The sequence below is a fragment of the Streptomyces sp. SAI-170 genome (assembly GCF_049739565.1).
Taxonomy (GTDB): domain Bacteria; phylum Actinomycetota; class Actinomycetes; order Streptomycetales; family Streptomycetaceae; genus Streptomyces.
The window spans coordinates 2011621-2029893 of sequence record NZ_JBMGQD010000001.1; the positions used below are offsets into that span (position 1 = coordinate 2011621).

Consider the following 18273-nt stretch of genomic DNA (forward strand, 5'->3'; position numbering starts at 1 on the left):
CCCGCGAAAGGGATAGTTCACGACACAGGGCGCGAATCCGCCCAGGCCGTCTCGAACTCCTCGCGATACGTGGAGAACAGCCCGCCCTCGTCGGCGTAGGCGTCCTGGTCCGGCTTCACCACCCGGCTGCCGCCCCGCAGCACCAGCACCGGCGCCTCCATCCCCCGCGACCGGCGCAGATAGGACTGGACGACCGCGATGCCGTCGGAGCCGTCGCCGTCCACGAGGTAGGCGGTGCAGCGGGGCGTCTCGTCGTAGACCTGGATCTGGAAGGCACCGGGGTCGCGCAGCCGGGCGCGCACCCGGCGCATGTGCAGGATGTTCATCTCCACGGCCCGGCTCAGCTCGCCCCGCTTCATGCCGAGCTCGCGCTCGCGCCGCTTGACCGCGCTGGAGGCGGGGTTGAGGAACAGCAGCCGCATCCGGCAGCCGGCCTCGGCCAGCCGGACCAGGCGGCGGCCGGAGAAGTTCTGCACGAGCAGGTTGAGGCCTATGCCGAGGGCGTCCAGCCGGCGGGCACCGCCGAAGATGTCCTCGGCGGGGAACTGCCGCAGCAGCCGCACCCGGTCGGAGTGCACGGCGACCACGTCCGCGTACCGGTCGCCGACGAGGTCCTCGACGGCGTCCACGGGCAGCCTGCGCGCGGAGGGCACGTCGCCGCCCGCGCCGAGCGCCTCCAGCAGGCGCGCGGAGGCACGCTCGGCCTGGCCCAGGACGGCCTCGGACAGGGCCCGGTTGCGGGAGACGACGTTGCGGGTCACCTCCAGCTCGTCCAGGGCGAGTTCGACGTCACGGCGGTCGTCGACGTACGGCTCGAAGCACGGCCAGTGCTGCACCATCAGCTCGCGCAGCTGGGGCAGCGTGAGGAAGCTGAGGACGTTGTCGTCGGCCGGGTCGAGCAAGTAGCCCTTGCGGCGGCTGACTTCGCGGACGGCGACCGCGCGCTGCACCCACTCCTGGCCGGCCGGGCCGGCCGCGGCGACGACCCAGTCGTCGCCGTGGACGGGTTCGTAGATGGGTCGCAGCACGGCGGCGACGACCGTGCGCAGCCGCTGTTCGACCAGGTTCAGCCAGATGTAGGCGCGGCCGGCCCGCTGGGCGCGGGTGCGCACCTCGCGCCAGGCCTCGGCGTCCCACTCCAACTCCGGCCCGATGGAACCCGTCTCCATGGGACGGGCCAGTGACACCGTGCCGGGCGGGACCTCAGTGGAGTCCCCCTCGTGACCCTCGTCACCAGGGGGCAGCTCCAGCCCTCCCGAGCCCACGCGCGCACCGCCTTCCGCTCCCCCGAGCTCTCCCCGTCCCAACGATCAAGGAAGCCTACTCCGGGAGCGGTCGGCGGTGCAGCCCGATGGAGAGGGTCGTTTCTCAACTGCGCGGCTGCCAGTGGCCGTTCTGCCACTGAAGCTCGCTCGGAGTGAGCGGATTCATAGCGGTGACGTCCCGCGGGACGATGGAGAAGCCCTGCCAGTGGACCGGCATCGGCTGCTGGTCCTCGTCGCGCGCGATGTGGTGGAAGCCGACGTTCATCCAGACCACGGGGTGGGTGAGGGCCTGGCCGTTCACCCACTTGTCGACGGACTTCGGCTGGGTGGCCGGGCAGCCGGGGTTGTGGCTGGCGAACTTCTCGCACGCGTTGTACTGGGTGACGTACAGGTCGTGCTTGGTGTAACTGCGGCCCGGGTACTTGGTGCTGGTGCCGGGGACGATCTCGTACGACCGCGGGTGCAGGTCCTTGTTCTTGCCGGTCGCGGAGACCATGCGCCACCAGCGGTAGGCCTTGGCGTCGCCGCTGAGCTCCTTGGTGACCTTGGTGCGGGTGGTCTTGGTCGTCGGGGCGCGGTTGCCGGAGACGGGGGCGGAGACGGCGGAGTCGTACTGCTCGACCCGGTTCTTCGTGGAGCCGTCCAGGGCGAAGTCGAGGCGCCAGAAGACGTTGTGGCTGTGGCTGGTGGCCTTGGCGGCCTGGGCTCCCTTGCCGATGGGCCAGCCGCGGCCGTCGCCGGCGTCGTAGTCCTCGTAGGAGAGGCTGCCGGTGGCGCCGACGTTCATGGTGACGGTGCCGTCGTCCTGGAAGCGCCACTCCGTCATGTACTCGTACCAGCCGACCTGGTTGACGGTGTAGACGAGCAGGTCCTTGCCCTGGGCCTGGAAGACCTTGTTCGCGGTGTCGCCCTGCATGCGGTAGGCGTGGCCGCGGGAGCGGGTGGTGGTGCACAGGCCCTTGACGTTGGGGTCCTGCCAGGCGTCGGGCACCTTGACGGTCTTGATGGTGCCGCCGGGGCACTCGCCGGGCGCGAGGTTGACCAGGCCCTGGGCGAAGCCGAAGCCGGTGAGGTCGTCGTACTCGACGCTGCCGTCGTCGTAGGGGACGTGGATCTGGCCGAGGCGGGCGCTGTTGAGGACGCGGATGGGCTTGGTCTCGCCCTTGGGCTGGTAGGAGATCTTCTCCAGGACGAGGCCGGCCTTGGAGTCGTAGCGCCAGCACATGCGCCACGTGGTGCCGCTGGTGAGCTTCTGTTCGATGCGGTAGGCGGCGCTGCAGTCGGCGGCCGGCGCCGGGGCGGCCTGGGGCCGGGCGGCGGGCTGGGCCGAGGCGGGGCCGGCGGCGGTCGTCACGCCGGCGGCCAGCGCGGCCACGGACAGGCCGACGGCCGCCCGGCGGGCGGGACGGATTCGGTTGGCACGCATGAAGAGGTGGCTCCCTTGCCGGAAGTCGAGTCAGGAGTTCAAGTCAGTTGGAAAAGCGAACCGACGGCCGCACGGCCGGGCTCGACACAGACGGCTGCTCAGCCGAGGTCGAGCCGGCCGACCTTGCGGGCGCTCAGGTCGATCACGAACGACCGGGCGTCGATCCACGGGCCGTTCTTGACCTTCGGGAACAGCCGCACGCACCGGTGCTCGCCGCACTTGTCGAGCAGGGCGGGCTGTGCCCCCGGAGCCGCCCGGTACACCGCTCCGTTGAGCAGCAGCTGGTCCGGCGAGGTCAGCTCCTTGCCGGTCGAGTCCTGATAGTCGGCCTTGAGGTCGGCGCCGAGCGGGTCGGCGATCAGCAGCCGGGCCGCCTCGGCGTACTCGGCGCGGCTCAGCGGCGGCTGGACACCGTGCTCGGTGGCCGTCTTCTCGACCTTCCCCGTGTCGAGGTTGACGGTCTTCGTCACCAGGGTGTCGTTCCTGTAGTCGTAGAACGACACCTCCGCGCGGCGCGGGCCGTTCGCCGTGTCGGACTCCGGTTCGGCGAGGTCCACCGCGAGACGCTGCGGTCCACGGTCCCCGTCGACGTCCTGGCTCGCGTCGAACTGCTGCCGGGTCATCGCGAGCCGCGCGACACGCTCGGTCTCGTCGTCGGTCAGCGGGTCGCGGCCGGTGCCCTTCTCGCCCTCGGCGGGCGCCTCCTCGACGACGCCGGGCTCGGCCGCCTGTGCCCCTCCAGGAGCCTGCCCGGAGTCATCGCCCTGTGCCGCCTGTCCCGCCGCGGCCGTGCCGTTCCCGGCGCTCCCCGCGCCCCCGTTCTCCCCGGCCCCGGCCGTGCCCGGCAGGGTCACGCCGATCATCACGGCGGTCCCGGCCACGGCTATGGCGGCGCCGGCCACCACCTTGCCCAGATGGCGGTGCACTATCGTGCGCACATCATCCCCCTACTCCCCGTACGTCCCCGGGAGTACGTGTTTGCCCCACACTTTCGGCATCAGCCGTATCCGGCCGTATGCACTGGTCGACCGATAAGAGGGCCGTAAGTCATAGGTGGTTCCATCACTTTCGGGGAGACTCGGGGCCAAGGCGCCCCCAGCGGGGCGGCACACCTGAAAGAGTCGTATCCATGCAGGTCTGGCCTGGAGAGGCGTATCCCCTCGGTGCCACGTACGACGGCGCCGGCACGAACTTCGCGGTGTTCACGGAGGCCGCGGACCGAGTAGAGCTGTGTCTGCTGCACGACGACGGCTCGGAGACGGCGGTGGAGCTGCGGGAGAGCGACGCGTTCGTCCGGCACGCGTACGTGCCCGGTGTGATGCCGGGACAGCGGTACGGGTTCCGGGTGCACGGCCCGTACGCCCCGGAGCGCGGATTGCGCTGCAATTCGGCGAAGCTGCTGCTCGACCCGTACGCGAAGGCGATCAGCGGTTCGATCCAGTGGGGCGAGGAGGTGTACGGCTATCACTTCGACGCACCCGAACGGCGCAACGACCTGGACTCGGCCCCGCACACCATGTCGTCCGTGGTGGTCAACCCGTACTTCGACTGGGGCGACGACCGGCGGCCGCGCACCGAGTACCACCACACGGTGATCTACGAGGCCCATGTGAAGGGCCTGACGATGCGGCACCCGGGGCTGCCGGAGGAGCTGCGCGGCACCTACGCGGCCCTCGCGCACCCGGCGGTCATCGAGCATCTGACCGAGCTCGGGGTGACCGCCCTGGAGTTGATGCCCGTACACCAGTTCGTGAACGACCACCGGCTGGTCGACATGGGCCTGAACAACTACTGGGGCTACAACACCATCGGCTTCTTCGCCCCGCACAACGCCTACGCCTCCTGGGGCGACCGCGGGCAGCAGGTGCTGGAGTTCAAGTCGGCGGTGCGGGCGCTGCACGAGGCCGGGATCGAGGTGATCCTCGACGTGGTCTACAACCACACGGCCGAGGGCAACCACCTGGGCCCGACCCTGTCGTTCAAGGGCCTGGACAACCCGTCGTACTACCGGCTCATGCAGGACAAGCGCTACTACATGGACACCACGGGGACCGGGAACTCCCTGCTGATGCGGTCCCCGCACGTCCTTCAGCTGATCATGGACTCGCTGCGGTACTGGGTCACCGAGATGCATGTGGACGGCTTCCGCTTCGACCTGGCGGCCACGCTGGCGCGGCAGTTCCACGAGGTGGACCGGCTGTCGTCGTTCTTCGACCTGGTGCAGCAGGACCCGGTGGTGTCCCAGGTGAAGCTGATCGCCGAGCCGTGGGACGTCGGCGAGGGCGGCTACCAGGTGGGGAACTTCCCGCCGCTGTGGACCGAGTGGAACGGCAAGTACCGAGACACCGTGCGGGACATGTGGCGGGGCGAGCCGCGCACGCTCGCGGAGTTCGCCTCCCGGCTGACCGGCTCCTCCGACCTCTACCAGGACGACGGGCGCCGCCCGCTGGCCTCCATCAACTTCGTCACCTGCCACGACGGCTTCACCCTCAACGACCTGGTGTCGTACAACCACAAGCACAACGACGCCAACGGCGAGGGCAACCGGGACGGCGAGAGCCACAACCGGTCCTGGAACTGCGGCGCGGAGGGCGACACCGACGACGAGGACGTGCTGCGGCTGCGGGCCCGCCAGATGCGCAACTTCGTCGCCACCCTGATGCTGTCCCAGGGCGTGCCGATGATCAGCCACGGCGACGAGTTCGCCCGCACCCAGCGCGGCAACAACAACGCCTACTGCCAGGACAGCGAGCTGGCCTGGGTGCGCTGGCCGGAGCCGGGGGACGAGAAGACCGACAGCGGGCTGTTCGACTTCACGCGCGCGATGGCGCGGCTGCGCAAGGAGCACCCCGTCTTCCGGCGCCGGCGCTTCTTCCACGGGCGGCCGGTGGAGGGCACGCACGACGACCTGTCGGACATCGCGTGGTTCACCCCCGAGGGCCGGGAGATGACCCAGCGGGACTGGGACTCGACGCAGGCCTCGGCGCTGACGGTGTTCCTCAACGGCAACGCCATCTCCGAGCCGGGCACGCGCGGGGAGCGGATCACCGACGACTCCTTCCTGCTGATGTTCAACGCCTCCCCGAAGGAACTGGACTTCGTGGTGCCGGTCGACCACGGGCGGCAGTGGCAGGTCGTCGTGGACACCTCCCGCCCGGAGGGCGTGCCCCCGGGCAGCGGCCCGAAGGTCGCGGCCGGGGAGCGGCTGAGGCTGGTGGACCGCAGCCTGACGGTGCTGCAGCGGCCCGCCTAGGGGCACGCGCGCGGTCCGGCCCCTGGGGTCGCTCCCGCCCGCCACCCGTCCGGGTGAGGGGGCAGGAGTGACCCCGTGGGAGCCCGTCCCGCTCTGGCGGCGCTCGAAACCGGCCACCCGCGCGTGATCATGTCTCCGGGACGATGACACGAAAGGCGGCCGGGCGGGTACGTAGGTCCACATGACACCTGAGCGATCCGTCCCGCCGGTGCCGACGTCCACGTATCGGCTCCAGCTCCAGCCAGCGTTCCCGTTCGCGGCCGCAGCGGCGGCCGTGCCGTATGTGGCCTCGCTCGGCGTCTCGCATCTGCATCTGTCGCCCGTGCTGGAGGCAGTCCCCGGTTCGACGCACGGCTACGACATCGTCGACCACACGCGTGTGCGCGCGGAGCTCGGCGGCGAGGAGGGCCTGCGTGCCCTGGCCCGCACCGCGCGGGAGTACGGGCTCGGCCTGGTGATGGACATCGTGCCGAACCACATGGCGATGGCCCCGGCCCACAACCCCGCCCTGTGGGAGGTGCTGCGCGAGGGACCCAAGTCGCCGTACGCGCGCTGGTTCGACATCGACTGGGACGCCCAGGGCGGCCGGCTGCTGCTGCCGGTGCTGGGCGGCCCGCTCGGCGGCGAACTGCACGCGCTGCGGGCCGACGGCGACGTCCTGCGCTACTACGACCATGTCTTCCCGCTGCGCGAGGGCACCGAGGACCTGCCGCTGCCGCAGTTGCTGGACGCCCAGTGGTACCGGCTCGCGTGGTGGCGGCTGGCCCGTACGGAGCTGAACTACCGGCGGTTCTTCAGCATCTCCGAGCTGATCGGGGTGCGGGTGGAGGACCCGGAGGTCTTCGAGGCCACGCACGCCAAGATCCTCGCCCTGCTGCACGAGGGCGTGGTCGACGGGCTGCGCGTGGACCACGTCGACGGGCTCGCCGACCCCGGCGGCTATCTCGCGCGGCTCGACGAGGCCACCGGGGGCCGCTGGACGATAGTGGAGAAGATCCTCGCCGACCACGAGCACCTGCCCGCCTCCTGGCGGGTGGCGGGCACCACGGGCTACGACGCGCTGCGCCAGGTCGACGGGCTGTTCACCGACCCCCAGGGGGCCGCGGAGCTCCTCGGCCACTACCGGCGCTTCGCGGCCCCGCAGACCGACCGGGGCGGCGACTGGGACGCGACCGTGCGCCGGGCGGCGTACGGCGTCGTCGAGCACGAGCTGGCGGCGGAGCTGGACCGGCTCACCCGCGTGGCGGTCCGGGTGTGCGCCGCCTCGCCGGACCCGGCCCTGCGCGACCGGGCCCCGTGGGCGCTTGCCACGGCCCTGCGCGAGCTGCTGGTCCGCATGGAGGTGTACCGCCCGTACGGGCCCGAGGACGCGGCCGTCGTGGTCACCGAGGAGGCCGCCGCCGAGGCCCGGCGCGCCTTCGTGGTACCCGAGGAGGCCGGGGCCGTGGACGTCGTACGGGATCTGCTGCTGGGGCGATACGGAGATAACACAGACGGCACAGACGGCACAGACGGCACGGAGAGTCCCGACCGGGTGGAGTTCCGCACCCGGTTCGCGCAGCTGTCGTCGGCGCTGCGGGCGAAGTCCGTGGAGGACACGGCGTTCTACCGGTATGTGCCGCTGCTGTCGGCGACGGAGGTCGGCGGTGACCCCGGCGTGCCCGCGGTGGCGCCGGAGGACTTCCACGCGTACTGCGCGCGCGTGCAGCGCGACTGGCCCGTGTCCGGGACGGTCGTCTCGACCCACGACACCAAGCGCAGCGCCGATGTGCGGGCCGCGCTCGCGGTGCTCACCGAGTGCCCGGGGCGTTGGGCGGAGGTCCTGGCGGAGGTGTCGCGGGCGGAGGAGGCGATGCCGGACGCGCAGGTGGCGTGGGCGGCCTGGCAGACGGTGTTCGGGCTAGGCCCGGCGGCCCCGGAGCGGGTGCAGGGCGCGCTGCTGAAGCATGTGCGCGAGGCCGGGCTGTACACGACCTGGACCGAGCAGGAGCCGCCGTACGAGGAGGCGGTGGCGGCGTTCGTCGCGGCGGGGCCGTGCGGGGTGCCGGGCGAGCGGGTGGCCGCCTTCCGGGCGACGCTTGAGCCGCACATCCAGGCGAACGTGCTGGGCGCGGCGCTGGTGCATCTGACGATGCCGGGGGTGCCGGACCTGTACCAGGGCACGGAGGCGGAGTACCGGGCGCTGGTCGACCCGGACAACCGGCGGCCGGTGCCGCTGCCGCCCGAGGACCCGGGCGACAAGACGGCGGTGACGGCGGCCGCGCTGCGGCTGAGGTCGCAGCGGCCGGAGGCGTTCGGGGAGTCGGCGACGTACGCGCCGCTGGCCGCCGAGGGCCCGGCGGCCGGGCACTGCGCCGCGTTCGTGCGCTCCGGGCATGTGGTCACGGCGGTGACCCGGCTGTCGCTGCGGCTGGCGGAAGAGGGCGGCTGGCGGGACACCCGGCTGCCGCTGCCGCCGGGCCGCTGGGCGGACGCGCTCGCTCCGGGACGGGAGTTCAGCGGGCACGCGCGTGTGGCGGAACTCTTCGAGCGGCTGCCGGTGGCGCTGCTGGAGCGGGTCGGGGACGCGCGCTGACGCCGGCCGCCCGCCAGGGAGTGCCCCCGGGCGCCCCCTGGCGGTTGTGGCCGATGTTCTTGACAGAGACTCAACTCCGTGGGGTACTGCGGGTTCAGGCCGGTCGGAAACAAGTCGGGGGTGAGTCTCCTGCCGGAGCTGCGCTACCCCACCGTGCCCGAACTGGTCTCCTCCGCGCGGATGCTCGCGGCCGGTCATCCCGGTCTGTGCGCCCTGCGTGAGGTGGGCGTCTCGCGGGAGGGGCGCCCGCTGCATCTGCTGTCCGTGGGCCGCGCGCGGCGTACCGTGCTGGTCGTCGCGGGCGCCCACGCCAACGAACCGGCCGGCGGCCCGACGCTGCTGGCGCTGGCCGAACGGGTGCTGCACGAGCGGGTGTTGCGCGACGGGGTGTCCTGGCACTTCCTGCTGTGCGCGGACCCGGACGGGGCGAGCCTGCACATCACGCCCGCGCCGCGCAGTCTGCTCGACTACCACCGCGGCTTCTACCGGCCGGCCGGGCCCGAGCAGCCGGAGTGGTCGCCGTCGGTGCTGCCGCCGGACCGGCTGCCGCCCGAGACGCTCGCGCTGACCGGCGTCATCGACGAGCTGCGGCCGTACCTCCAGGTGACGCTGCACGGCACCGACCTGGGCGGCAGTTGGGTGCAGTTGACGAAGGACATCCCGGGGCTGGCCGAGCCGTTCGCCAAGTCGGCGGCGGAGCTGCACATCCCGGTGGAGACGGGCGCCTCGGACGCCGCGGGCTGGCCCGCGTCCGGCCCCGGCGTGCATGTGCTGCCGACGCGCGAGTCGGGGGTGGCGTACCCGAGCATGCCGGACGACGCGCGGCACAGCACCTGGTACCACGCGCACCGCTACGGCGGCCTGACCGCGGTCGTGGAGGTGCCGATGTGGGCGAGCGACCTGGTGGACGACGTGGCGCCGCATCCCGCGCCGGCCGCGGCGCTGCACCGGCTCGCCGAGCGGCTGCTGGGGGACACGCTGGAGGTGGAGCGGGTGCTCGCCGACGCGCTGCCCCGTCTGGAGGGCGTGGACGGTCCGCTGCTGCGGGCCGCGAAGTGGGTGCTGGAGCTGGTGCCGGGGCTGGCCGCGGACTGGATGCACACCCAGCCCGCGGACGACTCGATGGCGTACGTCGGCAGCGTGGACGCCTTCGCCCGGCGGCTGCCGCTGCGGGCGGCGGCCATGCTGCTGCGGGTGCTGCGGGAGACCGACGACCGCGCGGCCCCGCTGCTGGAGCGGCTGGTGGTCGACTGGAGCGACTCCTTCGCCGAGCGCTTCCACGCCCGCTGGGTGCCGCTGGAGCACCAGATCGAGCACCAGTCCCGCACGGTGGTGGCGGCGGCCCTGTACGCGCGCGAACGGGCGGCCTGAGGAAGCACCGCCCGTCCGCCCGCGGCGCCGGTGGTCAGCCGTTCAGGGCGAACACCTCTCCCGTCAGGGTCGCCATCTCGCATTCGTTGGAGAAGGTCCGCGTGTACTGCACGGGCATGCCGTGCCACCGCCCGCGCGCGTGGGCGGTCACGGGGGCGTAGACCATGGGGCAGATCGCGGCCCTGGGCGCGATGCGGTCGATGTCGCCGTCGACGGCGCCGAGCTGGTCACAGGCCTCGGCCGCGCGGACGTGGCCCTGCGGCGGGTCGCAGAGCAGCACGGTGCCACGGGTGTCGGCGGAGCGGTTGTCGCCGTGGGTGACGGTGAGGTAGAGCCAGTCGCCGGAGAAGGCCTCCTGGTGCGACGCCTGGGCCGGGGCCGCGCCGACGGTGAGGAGGGCGGCCGCCAGCAGACCGCCCCGTACCGCGTTGGTGAAGGTGTACGTCATTCCCGATGCATCGGCACGACCTCCGGCGGGCCCCACCCCTGATCACCCGAACGGGACCACGCGCGCGTGCCCTGTGCGGTGGCCAGTTCGAACGCGTCGAGGACGACCCTCGTCTGGAACTCGGTCTGGATCCCGACCGGGATCCAGCGCGTCCCGCACCCGTCGCGGTAGTCGGCGCAGCGCTGGTCGATGAGCCGGTCCAGCTCCGGCAGCACTCCGGCCACGCCGCGCCCGGCGGCCCGCGCGAGCCGGCGCAGCAGGCCCGCGGTGCGCAGGGCGAGCCGCAGCCCGGCGATGCGCAGGGCGGCCAGGTGGGCGGCGGTCAGGGGTGGCAGCGGGCGGGTGCCGTCGTGAGGGCCGGTGTCGGGGTCCCAGGCGTCGGCGAGGCCGGGGCAGACGAGTAAATAGTCCTCGACCGGGGCGAGCAGCCGGGCGGCGTCGGGCACGGCGCCGAGGTGCGGCCGGATCCGCGCCAGGAGCACCTCCAGGAGCCGGGTGTCGTGGCGCAGGGTGGTGCTGACGGCGCGCAGCACGCGGTCGGCGTCGGCGGGCTCGGAGTCGTCCTCGACGGCGGCCACGCCCCACATGGGGGCTTCGACGACGGCCGTGACGGTGCCGTGCCGGTGCGGGTGGTACCAGGTCGACTCGACGGCGGCCTCGGTGATCGCGGCGGCCAGGTCGCCCCGGCTGGGCGGCGGGATGCGGTAGACGCCGGGTCCCAGGCGCGGCCAGTACAGGGCGTCGTAGCAGCCGAGTTCGCGCGGCACGCCGAGGCGGGCGGCGGTGCGGGCCAGGCGGCGCTCCAGGCCGGGCAGCTCGTGGGTGAGCTCGACGAAGCCGCCGCCCACGTCGACGCCGTGCAGCGACACCTGGAGGAAAGGTTTCAGCTCGTCCTGGAGCCGCAGCAGCGCCCGGGTCTCCGGCAGCGCGGCCCCCGCCGCCCCGTCCGGCAGCCACTCGGGCTGCTCTTGGAAGCCGGGGCGGAAGAAGCTGCGGAAGTAGTGGCCGAGGGTGTACGGCCCGTGCAGCCAGCCCTCGTTGCGGCGCAGGCCGTCGGGGTCGAGGCAGAGCAGCAGGTTCCAGGTGACGCCGTCGGCGAGCTCCGGGCGGGCGAGGACGCGCTCGGCCAGGCGCAGGGCGGTGGCGCCGCCCACGGGCTCGTTGGCGTGCGGCCCCGCCACCACGAGGACCTGCCGCTCGCCGTGCCCGACGGACAGCAGCCACAGCGGCTCGCCCGCGCGTGAGGTGCCGGCCCTGCTCAGCCGGGCGTCACGCGGACGGCGTTCGACGAACCCGGCCGCGTGGGCGGCCAGTTCACCGACGGTGGGATAGCGCTGGAGGGGCGGCAGGGCACACCTCCACGGCGTGGGACCTACGGTTCACCTGGTGTGCATGGTGTACGCACAGTCAGTCACGGCCGACCGTCCACGTCAACACCGTGGACAGCGAAGGATCTTGAGAGCGCGATCAGTTCACGGACAGCCGGTACGCCATGCTGCCGAAGCCCACCTGGTCGCCCTCGCGGACCACGGCCGAGCCGATCACCCTGCGGCCGTTCACGGTCGTGCCGTTGGTGGAGCCGAGGTCGCGCAGCACCCACATGCCGCCCTGCCGGGTCAGCTCGGCGTGCACCCGCGAGACCGTCTCGTGGTTCAGCCGCAGCCCGCAGGCGGGGTCACGGCCGATGCGCAGGGCGTGTCCGGTGGCCGGGTGCGGCAGCAGCAGCTTGGGCAGCCGCTCGGCCTGCCAGGCCCTGCGCAGCCGTACGGTGAACCCGGACACCGCCTCGACGGTGCCGAACACCAGGCGCGAGACCCGGCTCTCCTGGGGCAGGTCGGCGGTGAGCGCGGCGAGTTCGTCGGACCTGCGGGCGGCCAGCGCCAGCTCCATGCGCCGGATGAACGTGTCGTGCGACAGCCGTCCCATGGCGACGCCGTCGCGCAGCACCTGAAGCACCTTGTCGCGCTCCGCGTCGGACAGCCGCGCGGGGTAGGTGGGGAACTCGAAGGACGACGTCACGCAGGTGATTGTCGGTCAGTGAACCCCGGGTGTCCAGGAGAGGGGGAAACGGCGGGCACGCGCGCGTACCTCAGGACACCTGCGGGGAAAGGCCCGAATCGAACCCGGATCGATCTCGGTTGACGCACCATGGTGGGGCTACATCACTGAGCAGACGAAGGGGAACCGTCCGTGCAGTTCGAGGTGTGGGCACCGCAGGCCGGCCGAGTGACGCTCCAGTGCGACGGGGCCACGCACGCGATGGAGCGCGATCCGCGGCGCGAGGGGTGGTGGACGGCCGAGGCGGAGGCGGACGACGGCTCGCGCTACGGCTTCGCCGTGGACGACGGCCCCGTACGCCCGGACCCGCGCTCGCGGCGCCAGCCGGACGGCCCGCACGGCCTGAGCGCGGTCGTCGACCAGGGGCGCTACAGCTGGCGCACGCCCTGGAAGGGGCGTCCGCTGCAAGGGGCGGTGCTGTACGAGCTGCACGTGGGCACCTACACCCGCGAGGGCACACTCGACGCGGCCGCGGGGCGGCTGGAGCATCTGGCGGAACTGGGTGTCACCCACGTGGAGTTGATGCCGCTGTGCCCCTTCCCGGGGCGGCACGGCTGGGGTTACGAGGGCGTGTCGCTGTGGGCGGTGCACGAGCCGTACGGCGGGCCCGAGGCGCTGAAGCGGTTCGTGGACCGGGCGCACGAGCTGGGGCTCGGCGTGGTCCTGGACGTCGTGCACAACCACCTGGGCCCCGACGGCAACTATCTGCCGGTGTTCGGGCCGTACTTCACGGACACGCACCACACGCCGTGGGGTCAGGCCGTCAATCTGGACGCGCCCGGCTCCGACGAGGTGCGGGCGTTCCTGCTGGGCAGCGCGCTGGCCTGGCTGCGGGACTACCGGCTGGACGGGCTGCGGCTGGACGCGGTGCACACGCTGGTCGACACGCGCGCGTACCACTTCCTGGAGGAGCTGTCCGCGCGGGTGGACGGCCTGGCGGCGGAGCTGGGGCGGCCGCTGTTCCTCATCGCCGAATCGGAGGTCAACGACCCGCGGACGATCACCCCGCGCGAGGAGCACGGACTGGGTCTGCACGCGCAGTGGAGCGACGACTTCCATCACGCACTGCACGCCGCGGTCACGGGTGAGTCGCAGGGCTACTACGGCGACTTCGCGCGGGCCCCGTTCGCCGCGCTGGCCAAGACGCTGACCGGCGGGTTCTTCCACGACGGCACGTACTCGACGTACCGGGGCCGCCTGCACGGCCGCCCGCTGGACCGCTCCCGGGTCGCCGCGCACCGGCTGCTGGGCTACACCCAGACCCACGACCAGATCGGCAACCGCGCCCAGGGCGACCGGCTCGCGGCGCTCACGGACTCGCCCGGTCTGCTGGCCTGCGCGGCGACGCTGGCGCTGACGGCGCCGTTCACGCCGATGCTGTTCATGGGCGAGGAGTGGGCGGCGGGCACGCCCTGGCAGTTCTTCACCGACCACACCGACCCGCAGCTCGCCGACGCCGTACGACGGGGCAGGCGGCGGGAGTTCGCGGCGTACGGCTGGCCCGAGGACGAGGTGCCCGACCCGCAGGACCCGGCGACTCGGGAGCGTTCCTGCCTGGACTGGTCCGAGCCGGAGCGTGAGCCCCACGCGCGCATGCTGGCCTGGTACCGGCAGCTCCTCACGCTGCGCCGCGAACTGCCCGACCTCACCGACCCGGATCTCGCCGACACCAAGGTCGCCTTCGACGAGGAGGCCCGCTGGCTCGCCTTCCGGCGCGGCGACATCTGTGTGGCCGTCAACCACGGCAAGGAACCGGCCCCGCTCCAGCTCGGCAGCCGTCCGGTCCGGGTCCTCGCCGCGTGGGAGCCGGTCGAGGCGCCCGGCGAGGACGGGGTGCTGCATCTGCCGGCCGAGTCGTGCGTGGTGCTGGCGCAGGACTGACGGGGCGGGCGCCGCCGCGCGGGCCTCAGCGGCGGCCCCGCCGGTCGTCGCCCCTGGCCGCGTTCAGCGAGCTGTGGAACGTACGGAAGAACGCGTCGACGGTCCGGGCCGTCCGGCGGCCCGGCAGGACCAGCGTGCTCACCAGGCCGACGCCGATGACGACCCTGGCGACTCTGCGTGCTGCACCCGTCTCGGCCACGCCCTTCCGTCCTGCCCGCCGCAGGCTAGTAGCTGTCGTCCCCCGTGACCCGTTCCAGGAGGATCGCCTCCCAGGCGTGGCGCAGATGGGTGCGCAGCAGGGGCAGGGGGGTCGGGTCGTTGCCGTCGAGGGCGGAGGCGAGGCGGATCACCGTGTCGCAGCGGGCCAGCCACAGGCCGCGCAGACAGGGGCGGGCGCCGTAGCCGGCGAGGGTGGCGGCGCGTACGGCGGCCGGGGAGCCCACGGCGAGGGCGAGGCCCGCGATGTCCTCGGCGGGGTCGCCCAGGACGGCGTCGGCCCAGCCGAGGGCGCCGCGCACCCGGCCGTCGGCGCTGACGACGAGGTGGTCGCCGGTCAGCCCGTGGTGGACCAGCACGGCCGCGCCGGGCTGCGCGGCCAGCTGGACGGCTGCGGGCGGGGTGAGCTGGTGCAGCCGCGCGGGGTCGAACTCGTCGGCCCGCGCGAGCCGTTCGGCGGCCAGCGCGGCGGCCCGGCGCAGGGACTCCAGCGAGCGCGGGGAGGTGCGCGGCACGCCGAGCATCTCGGCCTGCCGGGCGGGCACCTCGCGCAGCCCGGTGAGCAGTCCGGCCAGGTCGGCCTCGCCGACGGCGGAGACGTCCTGCCGGTCGCCCGAGCCGCCGGGCACCTTGGTGTCGAGCGTGCAGGCGAGGCCGGGCGCCCACTCGCCCTGGGCGACGCTCACCGGCACGGCGACGGGGATGTGCGGCCGGACCAGGTCGCGCAGCCGCACCTCGCGGCGCAGCCGGGTGGAGGCGTCCGGGTCGGGGGCGAGGCGCAGGACGTGCCGGGTGCCCACCCACCAGGTGGTCTGCCGGACGCTCTCGGGCACGGGACGCACGTCGGCGTCCTTCGCGCCCTCCTTGGTGAGGGTGTGGACCAGTTCACGGACGGTGTCCGCGGTGGGAGTCGGTGCCTGGGTCATGGTCGCGCCGCTGTCGCTCGGAGGTGTGGTCGGCCGGGGTCGGGGCGTCCGGTGCGGGGCCCGCTCAGTCCACTATGACCATCTCGCGCGTGGTGTCGTTGAGCCGGCGGCCCCCGTCCGGGGTGACGGTGACGATGTCCTCGATCCGGACGCCGAAGCGGCCGGGCAGATAGATGCCGGGCTCGACGGAGAAGCACATGCCGGGCACGAGCTCCTGCTCCTCGCCCTCGATCATGTACGGCGGCTCGTGGGTGGTGACGCCGATGCCGTGGCCGGTGCGGTGGATGAAGTACTCGCCGTAGCCCGCGTCCGCGATGACGGCGCGGGCGGCCCGGTCGACGTCCTGGCAGGCGGCGCCCGGCCGTACGGCGGCGAAGCCGGCCTCCTGGGCGGCGCGCACGATGTCGTGGACGCGGCGCTCCTCCTCGGTGGCCTCGCCGACGTGGACGGTGCGGGTGGTGTCGGAACCGTAGCCGCGTCGCAGACCGCCGAAGTCGAGTACGACCATGTCGCCGCGCTCGATGACCCGGTCGCCGACCTCGTGGTGCGGGTTGGCGCCGTTGGGCCCTGAGCCGACGACGGTGAAGTCGACCTGCTCGTGGCCGTGCTCGAGGAGCAGCCGGGACAGGTCGGCGGCCACGTCGGACTCCCTGCGGCCGGCGAAGGGCAGCGTGCGGATGTCCTCGAAGGTGGCGTCGGCGGCCGCGCCCGCGGCGGCCATCAGCTCCAGCTCGGCCGCGTCCTTGACGGCCCGCAGCATGGGCAGCGCGTCGGTGAGGGCGGCGCAGGAGATGCCGGGCAGCGCCCTTTGCAGGGCCAGCAGATGCAGGGCCCAGGCGTTGTCGCTGACGCCGAGCCGGCCGTCGGCGCGCAGCAGCTCGGCGGTGAGGGCGTAGGGGTCCTTGCCGTCGGTCCAGTCGCGCAGGGTCAGCGCGGGCGCGCCGGGTGCCTTGGCGGCGTCGGGGGCCTCCAGGGCGGGGACGACGAGGACGGGGTCCTGGCCGGGGGCGAGGACGAGCGCGGTGAGCCGTTCGGTGATCGCGGTCGGCGCGTAGCCGGTGAGCCACACGAGGTCCGGTCCGGGGGCGACGAGCAGTGCGGCCAGTCCCGCGTCCGCGGCCGCCTGCGCGGCCCGCCGCATACGGGCCCGGTAGTCGTCGACGGTGAAGGGCGCGGGCGTACTGCCGGTCATCCGGGCCTCCCTGGACGGGTGAAGGGGCTACGGGGAGCATCCTGCCCGGCCGGGAGGGGCGGCGCGAGCCGGTTGCCGAGGCTGCCGGGGCCTGTCGCACGAGCGCGGCCAGGGCTCTAATGCCTGGCTCTTGCTCAACCATTAGCCGTAATGGTTTGATCAACTCACTCCATTAGCCACAGGACAGGGGGCCACACCACCGTGCTCGTACTCGCCCACATCAGCGATCTGCATCTCGACGGAACCCCGCGCGCGAGAGAGCGTGCCGAGCGGGTGCGCGACCGGCTGTGGCGGCTGCCGGGCCGGGTGGACGCCCTGCTGGTCACCGGGGACATCGCGGACCACGCCGAGGAGGCGGAGTACGAGGAGGCCGCTCGCGTCCTGGGGCTGCGCGACGGCGACGCGCCCTTCCCGGTGCTGACCTGCCCGGGCAACCACGACAGCCGGGCCCCGTACCGCAAGGCGCTGCTGGGCGAACCGGCCTCCGACGGGCCGGTCGACAGTGTCCGGGTGTTCCCCGGCGGGGCCGTGCTGATGTGCGACTCCAGCATCCCCGGCCAGGACGACGGGGCTCTGGAGGAGGAGACGTACGACTGGATCGAGCGGACCCTCGACGGCCTGGACCCGGAGCTGCCCGCCCTGCTGGCCTTCCATCACCCGCCGGTCGCGCTGCACCATCCGCTGCCCGACTCCTACCAGCTGGGCGACCCCGGCCGGCTGGCCGCGCTGCTGGAGCGCCGGCCGCAGATCGCCGGGCTGATCACGGGCCACGCGCACACGCCCGCCGCGACCCTGTTCGCCGGGCGGCCGCTGGTCGTCGGGCCGGGCGTGACCTGGACGCTGAACCTGCCGTGGGAGGACGAGCAGGTCGCCGACCGGGACGCGCCGGTGGGGCTGGCCTTCCACATCCTGGACGACGCCGGGCGGCTGACCAGCCACTTCCGGGTGGTCACGTGACGACGCCCGGGACGACCGACAACTGCTGGTAGGCGCCGCTCTCATGACGCACCGTCACGGTGAGCGGCTTGCCCGGCCGGGCCTCGTCGACCGCGCGGGCCAGGTCCGCGGCCGAGTCGACACGGGCGTCGCCGAAGGTGAGCAGGACGTCCCCGCGCACCAGGCCCGCCGAGTAGCCGGGCCCCGGCACATGGACGCCGACGACGAGGGCGCCCGACTTCTCGGCGTCGACCGCCTCCACACCCAGGCTCGCCTCCGCGCGTGCCGGGGCGACCGGGGCGGGCGTGGGTGCGGGCGTGGGCCGCGGGGCGGGGGCGGAGGGGCGGGGCAGTTGCCGGCTCTGGAGTTCGGCGAGCCGGCTCATGCCGATCACGGTGGCCCCCACGGTGCCGAGACCGACCCCGGACAGCACCAGGACCGCGCCCACCAACAGCCCGGACAGCAGGGTCGTCAGCCGTCGGCCACGGCGCCGCGCGGCATGCGGCCGCCGGGCGGGGACCTCGCCCCGGCCGGCGGTGCCGCCGGGCTCCCGACCGGGCATCGGCTTGGGACGCAGCGCAGTCTGTTCCATGGTTCGCCTCCGGCTGGTGCTCTACCCGGCGCACCCCGGCGCGACGAGCCACGAACGAGTGAGACTGCGGCTCGGGGATCGGTGGAATCGGGCTGCGTGGCCTGCGGCGATGTGCCTATCGTGGGGCGCCGCCG

The 18273-nt window shown here is 73.3% G+C and carries 15 protein-coding genes; 5 read left to right on the forward strand and 10 right to left on the reverse strand.

The genetic code is table 11. The features are described 5' to 3' along the window. Window positions 1-17: 17 nt before the first annotated feature. The 3 genes from RKD23_RS09165 to RKD23_RS09175 form a co-directional block, all read right to left on the reverse strand. Window positions 18-1265 (reverse strand): SAV2148 family HEPN domain-containing protein, encoded by a 1248-nt coding sequence (locus RKD23_RS09165; RefSeq protein WP_424853230.1) that lies wholly within the window; start codon window positions 1263-1265, stop codon window positions 18-20. A 103-nt stretch (window positions 1266-1368) separates the two neighbouring features. Further along, window positions 1369-2691, reverse strand: coding sequence for a copper amine oxidase (locus tag RKD23_RS09170; protein ID WP_424853231.1), 1323 nt, complete (start codon window positions 2689-2691; stop codon window positions 1369-1371). A 98-nt stretch (window positions 2692-2789) separates the two neighbouring features. Further along, window positions 2790-3629 (reverse strand): Tat pathway signal sequence domain protein, encoded by an 840-nt coding sequence (locus tag RKD23_RS09175; protein ID WP_424853232.1) that lies wholly within the window; start codon window positions 3627-3629, stop codon window positions 2790-2792. Between the two features lie 191 nt (window positions 3630-3820). Between RKD23_RS09175 and glgX the strand changes: the two genes are divergently transcribed. The 3 genes from glgX to RKD23_RS09190 all read left to right on the forward strand — a co-directional run bounded on the left by glgX (window position 3821) and on the right by RKD23_RS09190 (window position 9890). Continuing rightward, window positions 3821-5944: a glycogen debranching protein GlgX gene (gene glgX, locus RKD23_RS09180; protein ID WP_424853233.1), complete on the forward strand. Its 2124-nt coding sequence runs from the start codon at window positions 3821-3823 to the stop codon at window positions 5942-5944. A 181-nt stretch (window positions 5945-6125) separates the two neighbouring features. Beyond that, window positions 6126-8519, forward strand: coding sequence for a malto-oligosyltrehalose synthase (gene treY / locus RKD23_RS09185; protein ID WP_424853234.1), 2394 nt, complete (start codon window positions 6126-6128; stop codon window positions 8517-8519). A 120-nt stretch (window positions 8520-8639) separates the two neighbouring features. Beyond that, window positions 8640-9890, forward strand: a complete 1251-nt coding sequence (locus RKD23_RS09190; protein WP_424853235.1) for a M14 family zinc carboxypeptidase — start codon at window positions 8640-8642, stop codon at window positions 9888-9890. 34 nt (window positions 9891-9924) lie between these two features. Here the strand turns inward: RKD23_RS09190 and RKD23_RS09195 are convergent, their stop codons facing one another. From RKD23_RS09195 to RKD23_RS09205, 3 genes are all read right to left on the reverse strand, one after another. After that, entirely contained in the window at window positions 9925-10338 is a 414-nt protein-coding gene (locus RKD23_RS09195) for an SSI family serine proteinase inhibitor (RefSeq protein ID WP_424853236.1), read from the reverse strand. Next, entirely contained in the window at window positions 10335-11687 is a 1353-nt protein-coding gene (locus tag RKD23_RS09200) for a M14 family zinc carboxypeptidase (protein WP_424858202.1), read from the reverse strand. The genes RKD23_RS09195 and RKD23_RS09200 overlap by 4 nt, the downstream gene beginning before the upstream one ends. 118 nt (window positions 11688-11805) lie before the next feature. Beyond that, a complete protein-coding gene (locus RKD23_RS09205) occupies window positions 11806-12357 on the reverse strand; it encodes an FHA domain-containing protein (protein WP_424853237.1) in 552 nt (183 codons plus the stop codon). Between the two features lie 171 nt (window positions 12358-12528). On the opposite strand from RKD23_RS09205, the gene treZ reads away from it, so the two are divergent. Further along, window positions 12529-14277 carry a malto-oligosyltrehalose trehalohydrolase gene (treZ, locus tag RKD23_RS09210; protein WP_424853238.1) on the forward strand — a complete coding sequence of 583 codons (1749 nt, stop codon included), beginning with the start codon at window positions 12529-12531 and terminating at the stop codon, window positions 14275-14277. Window positions 14278-14302: 25 nt separating this feature from the next. On the opposite strand, the gene RKD23_RS09215 is transcribed toward treZ, so the two are convergent. The 3 genes from RKD23_RS09215 to RKD23_RS09225 form a co-directional block, all read right to left on the reverse strand. Next, window positions 14303-14476 (reverse strand): hypothetical protein, encoded by a 174-nt coding sequence (locus RKD23_RS09215; RefSeq protein ID WP_424853239.1) that lies wholly within the window; start codon window positions 14474-14476, stop codon window positions 14303-14305. A 25-nt stretch (window positions 14477-14501) separates the two neighbouring features. Continuing rightward, complete coding sequence (locus RKD23_RS09220; protein ID WP_404032978.1) at window positions 14502-15419, reverse strand: aminoglycoside phosphotransferase family protein; 918 nt, start codon at window positions 15417-15419, stop codon at window positions 14502-14504. Between the two features lie 64 nt (window positions 15420-15483). Next, on the reverse strand, window positions 15484-16611 hold the full coding sequence (locus RKD23_RS09225) for an aminopeptidase P family protein (RefSeq protein ID WP_424853240.1): 1128 nt from the start codon (window positions 16609-16611) through the stop codon (window positions 15484-15486). Between the two features lie 201 nt (window positions 16612-16812). Between RKD23_RS09225 and RKD23_RS09230 the strand changes: the two genes are divergently transcribed. Further along, complete coding sequence (locus tag RKD23_RS09230) at window positions 16813-17568, forward strand: metallophosphoesterase (protein WP_424853241.1); 756 nt, start codon at window positions 16813-16815, stop codon at window positions 17566-17568. Here RKD23_RS09230 and RKD23_RS09235 read toward each other — a convergent pair. Next, a complete protein-coding gene (locus RKD23_RS09235; RefSeq protein ID WP_424853242.1) occupies window positions 17561-18139 on the reverse strand; it encodes a PDZ domain-containing protein in 579 nt (192 codons plus the stop codon). The genes RKD23_RS09230 and RKD23_RS09235 overlap by 8 nt on opposite strands. Between the last annotated feature and the right edge of the window lie 134 nt (window positions 18140-18273).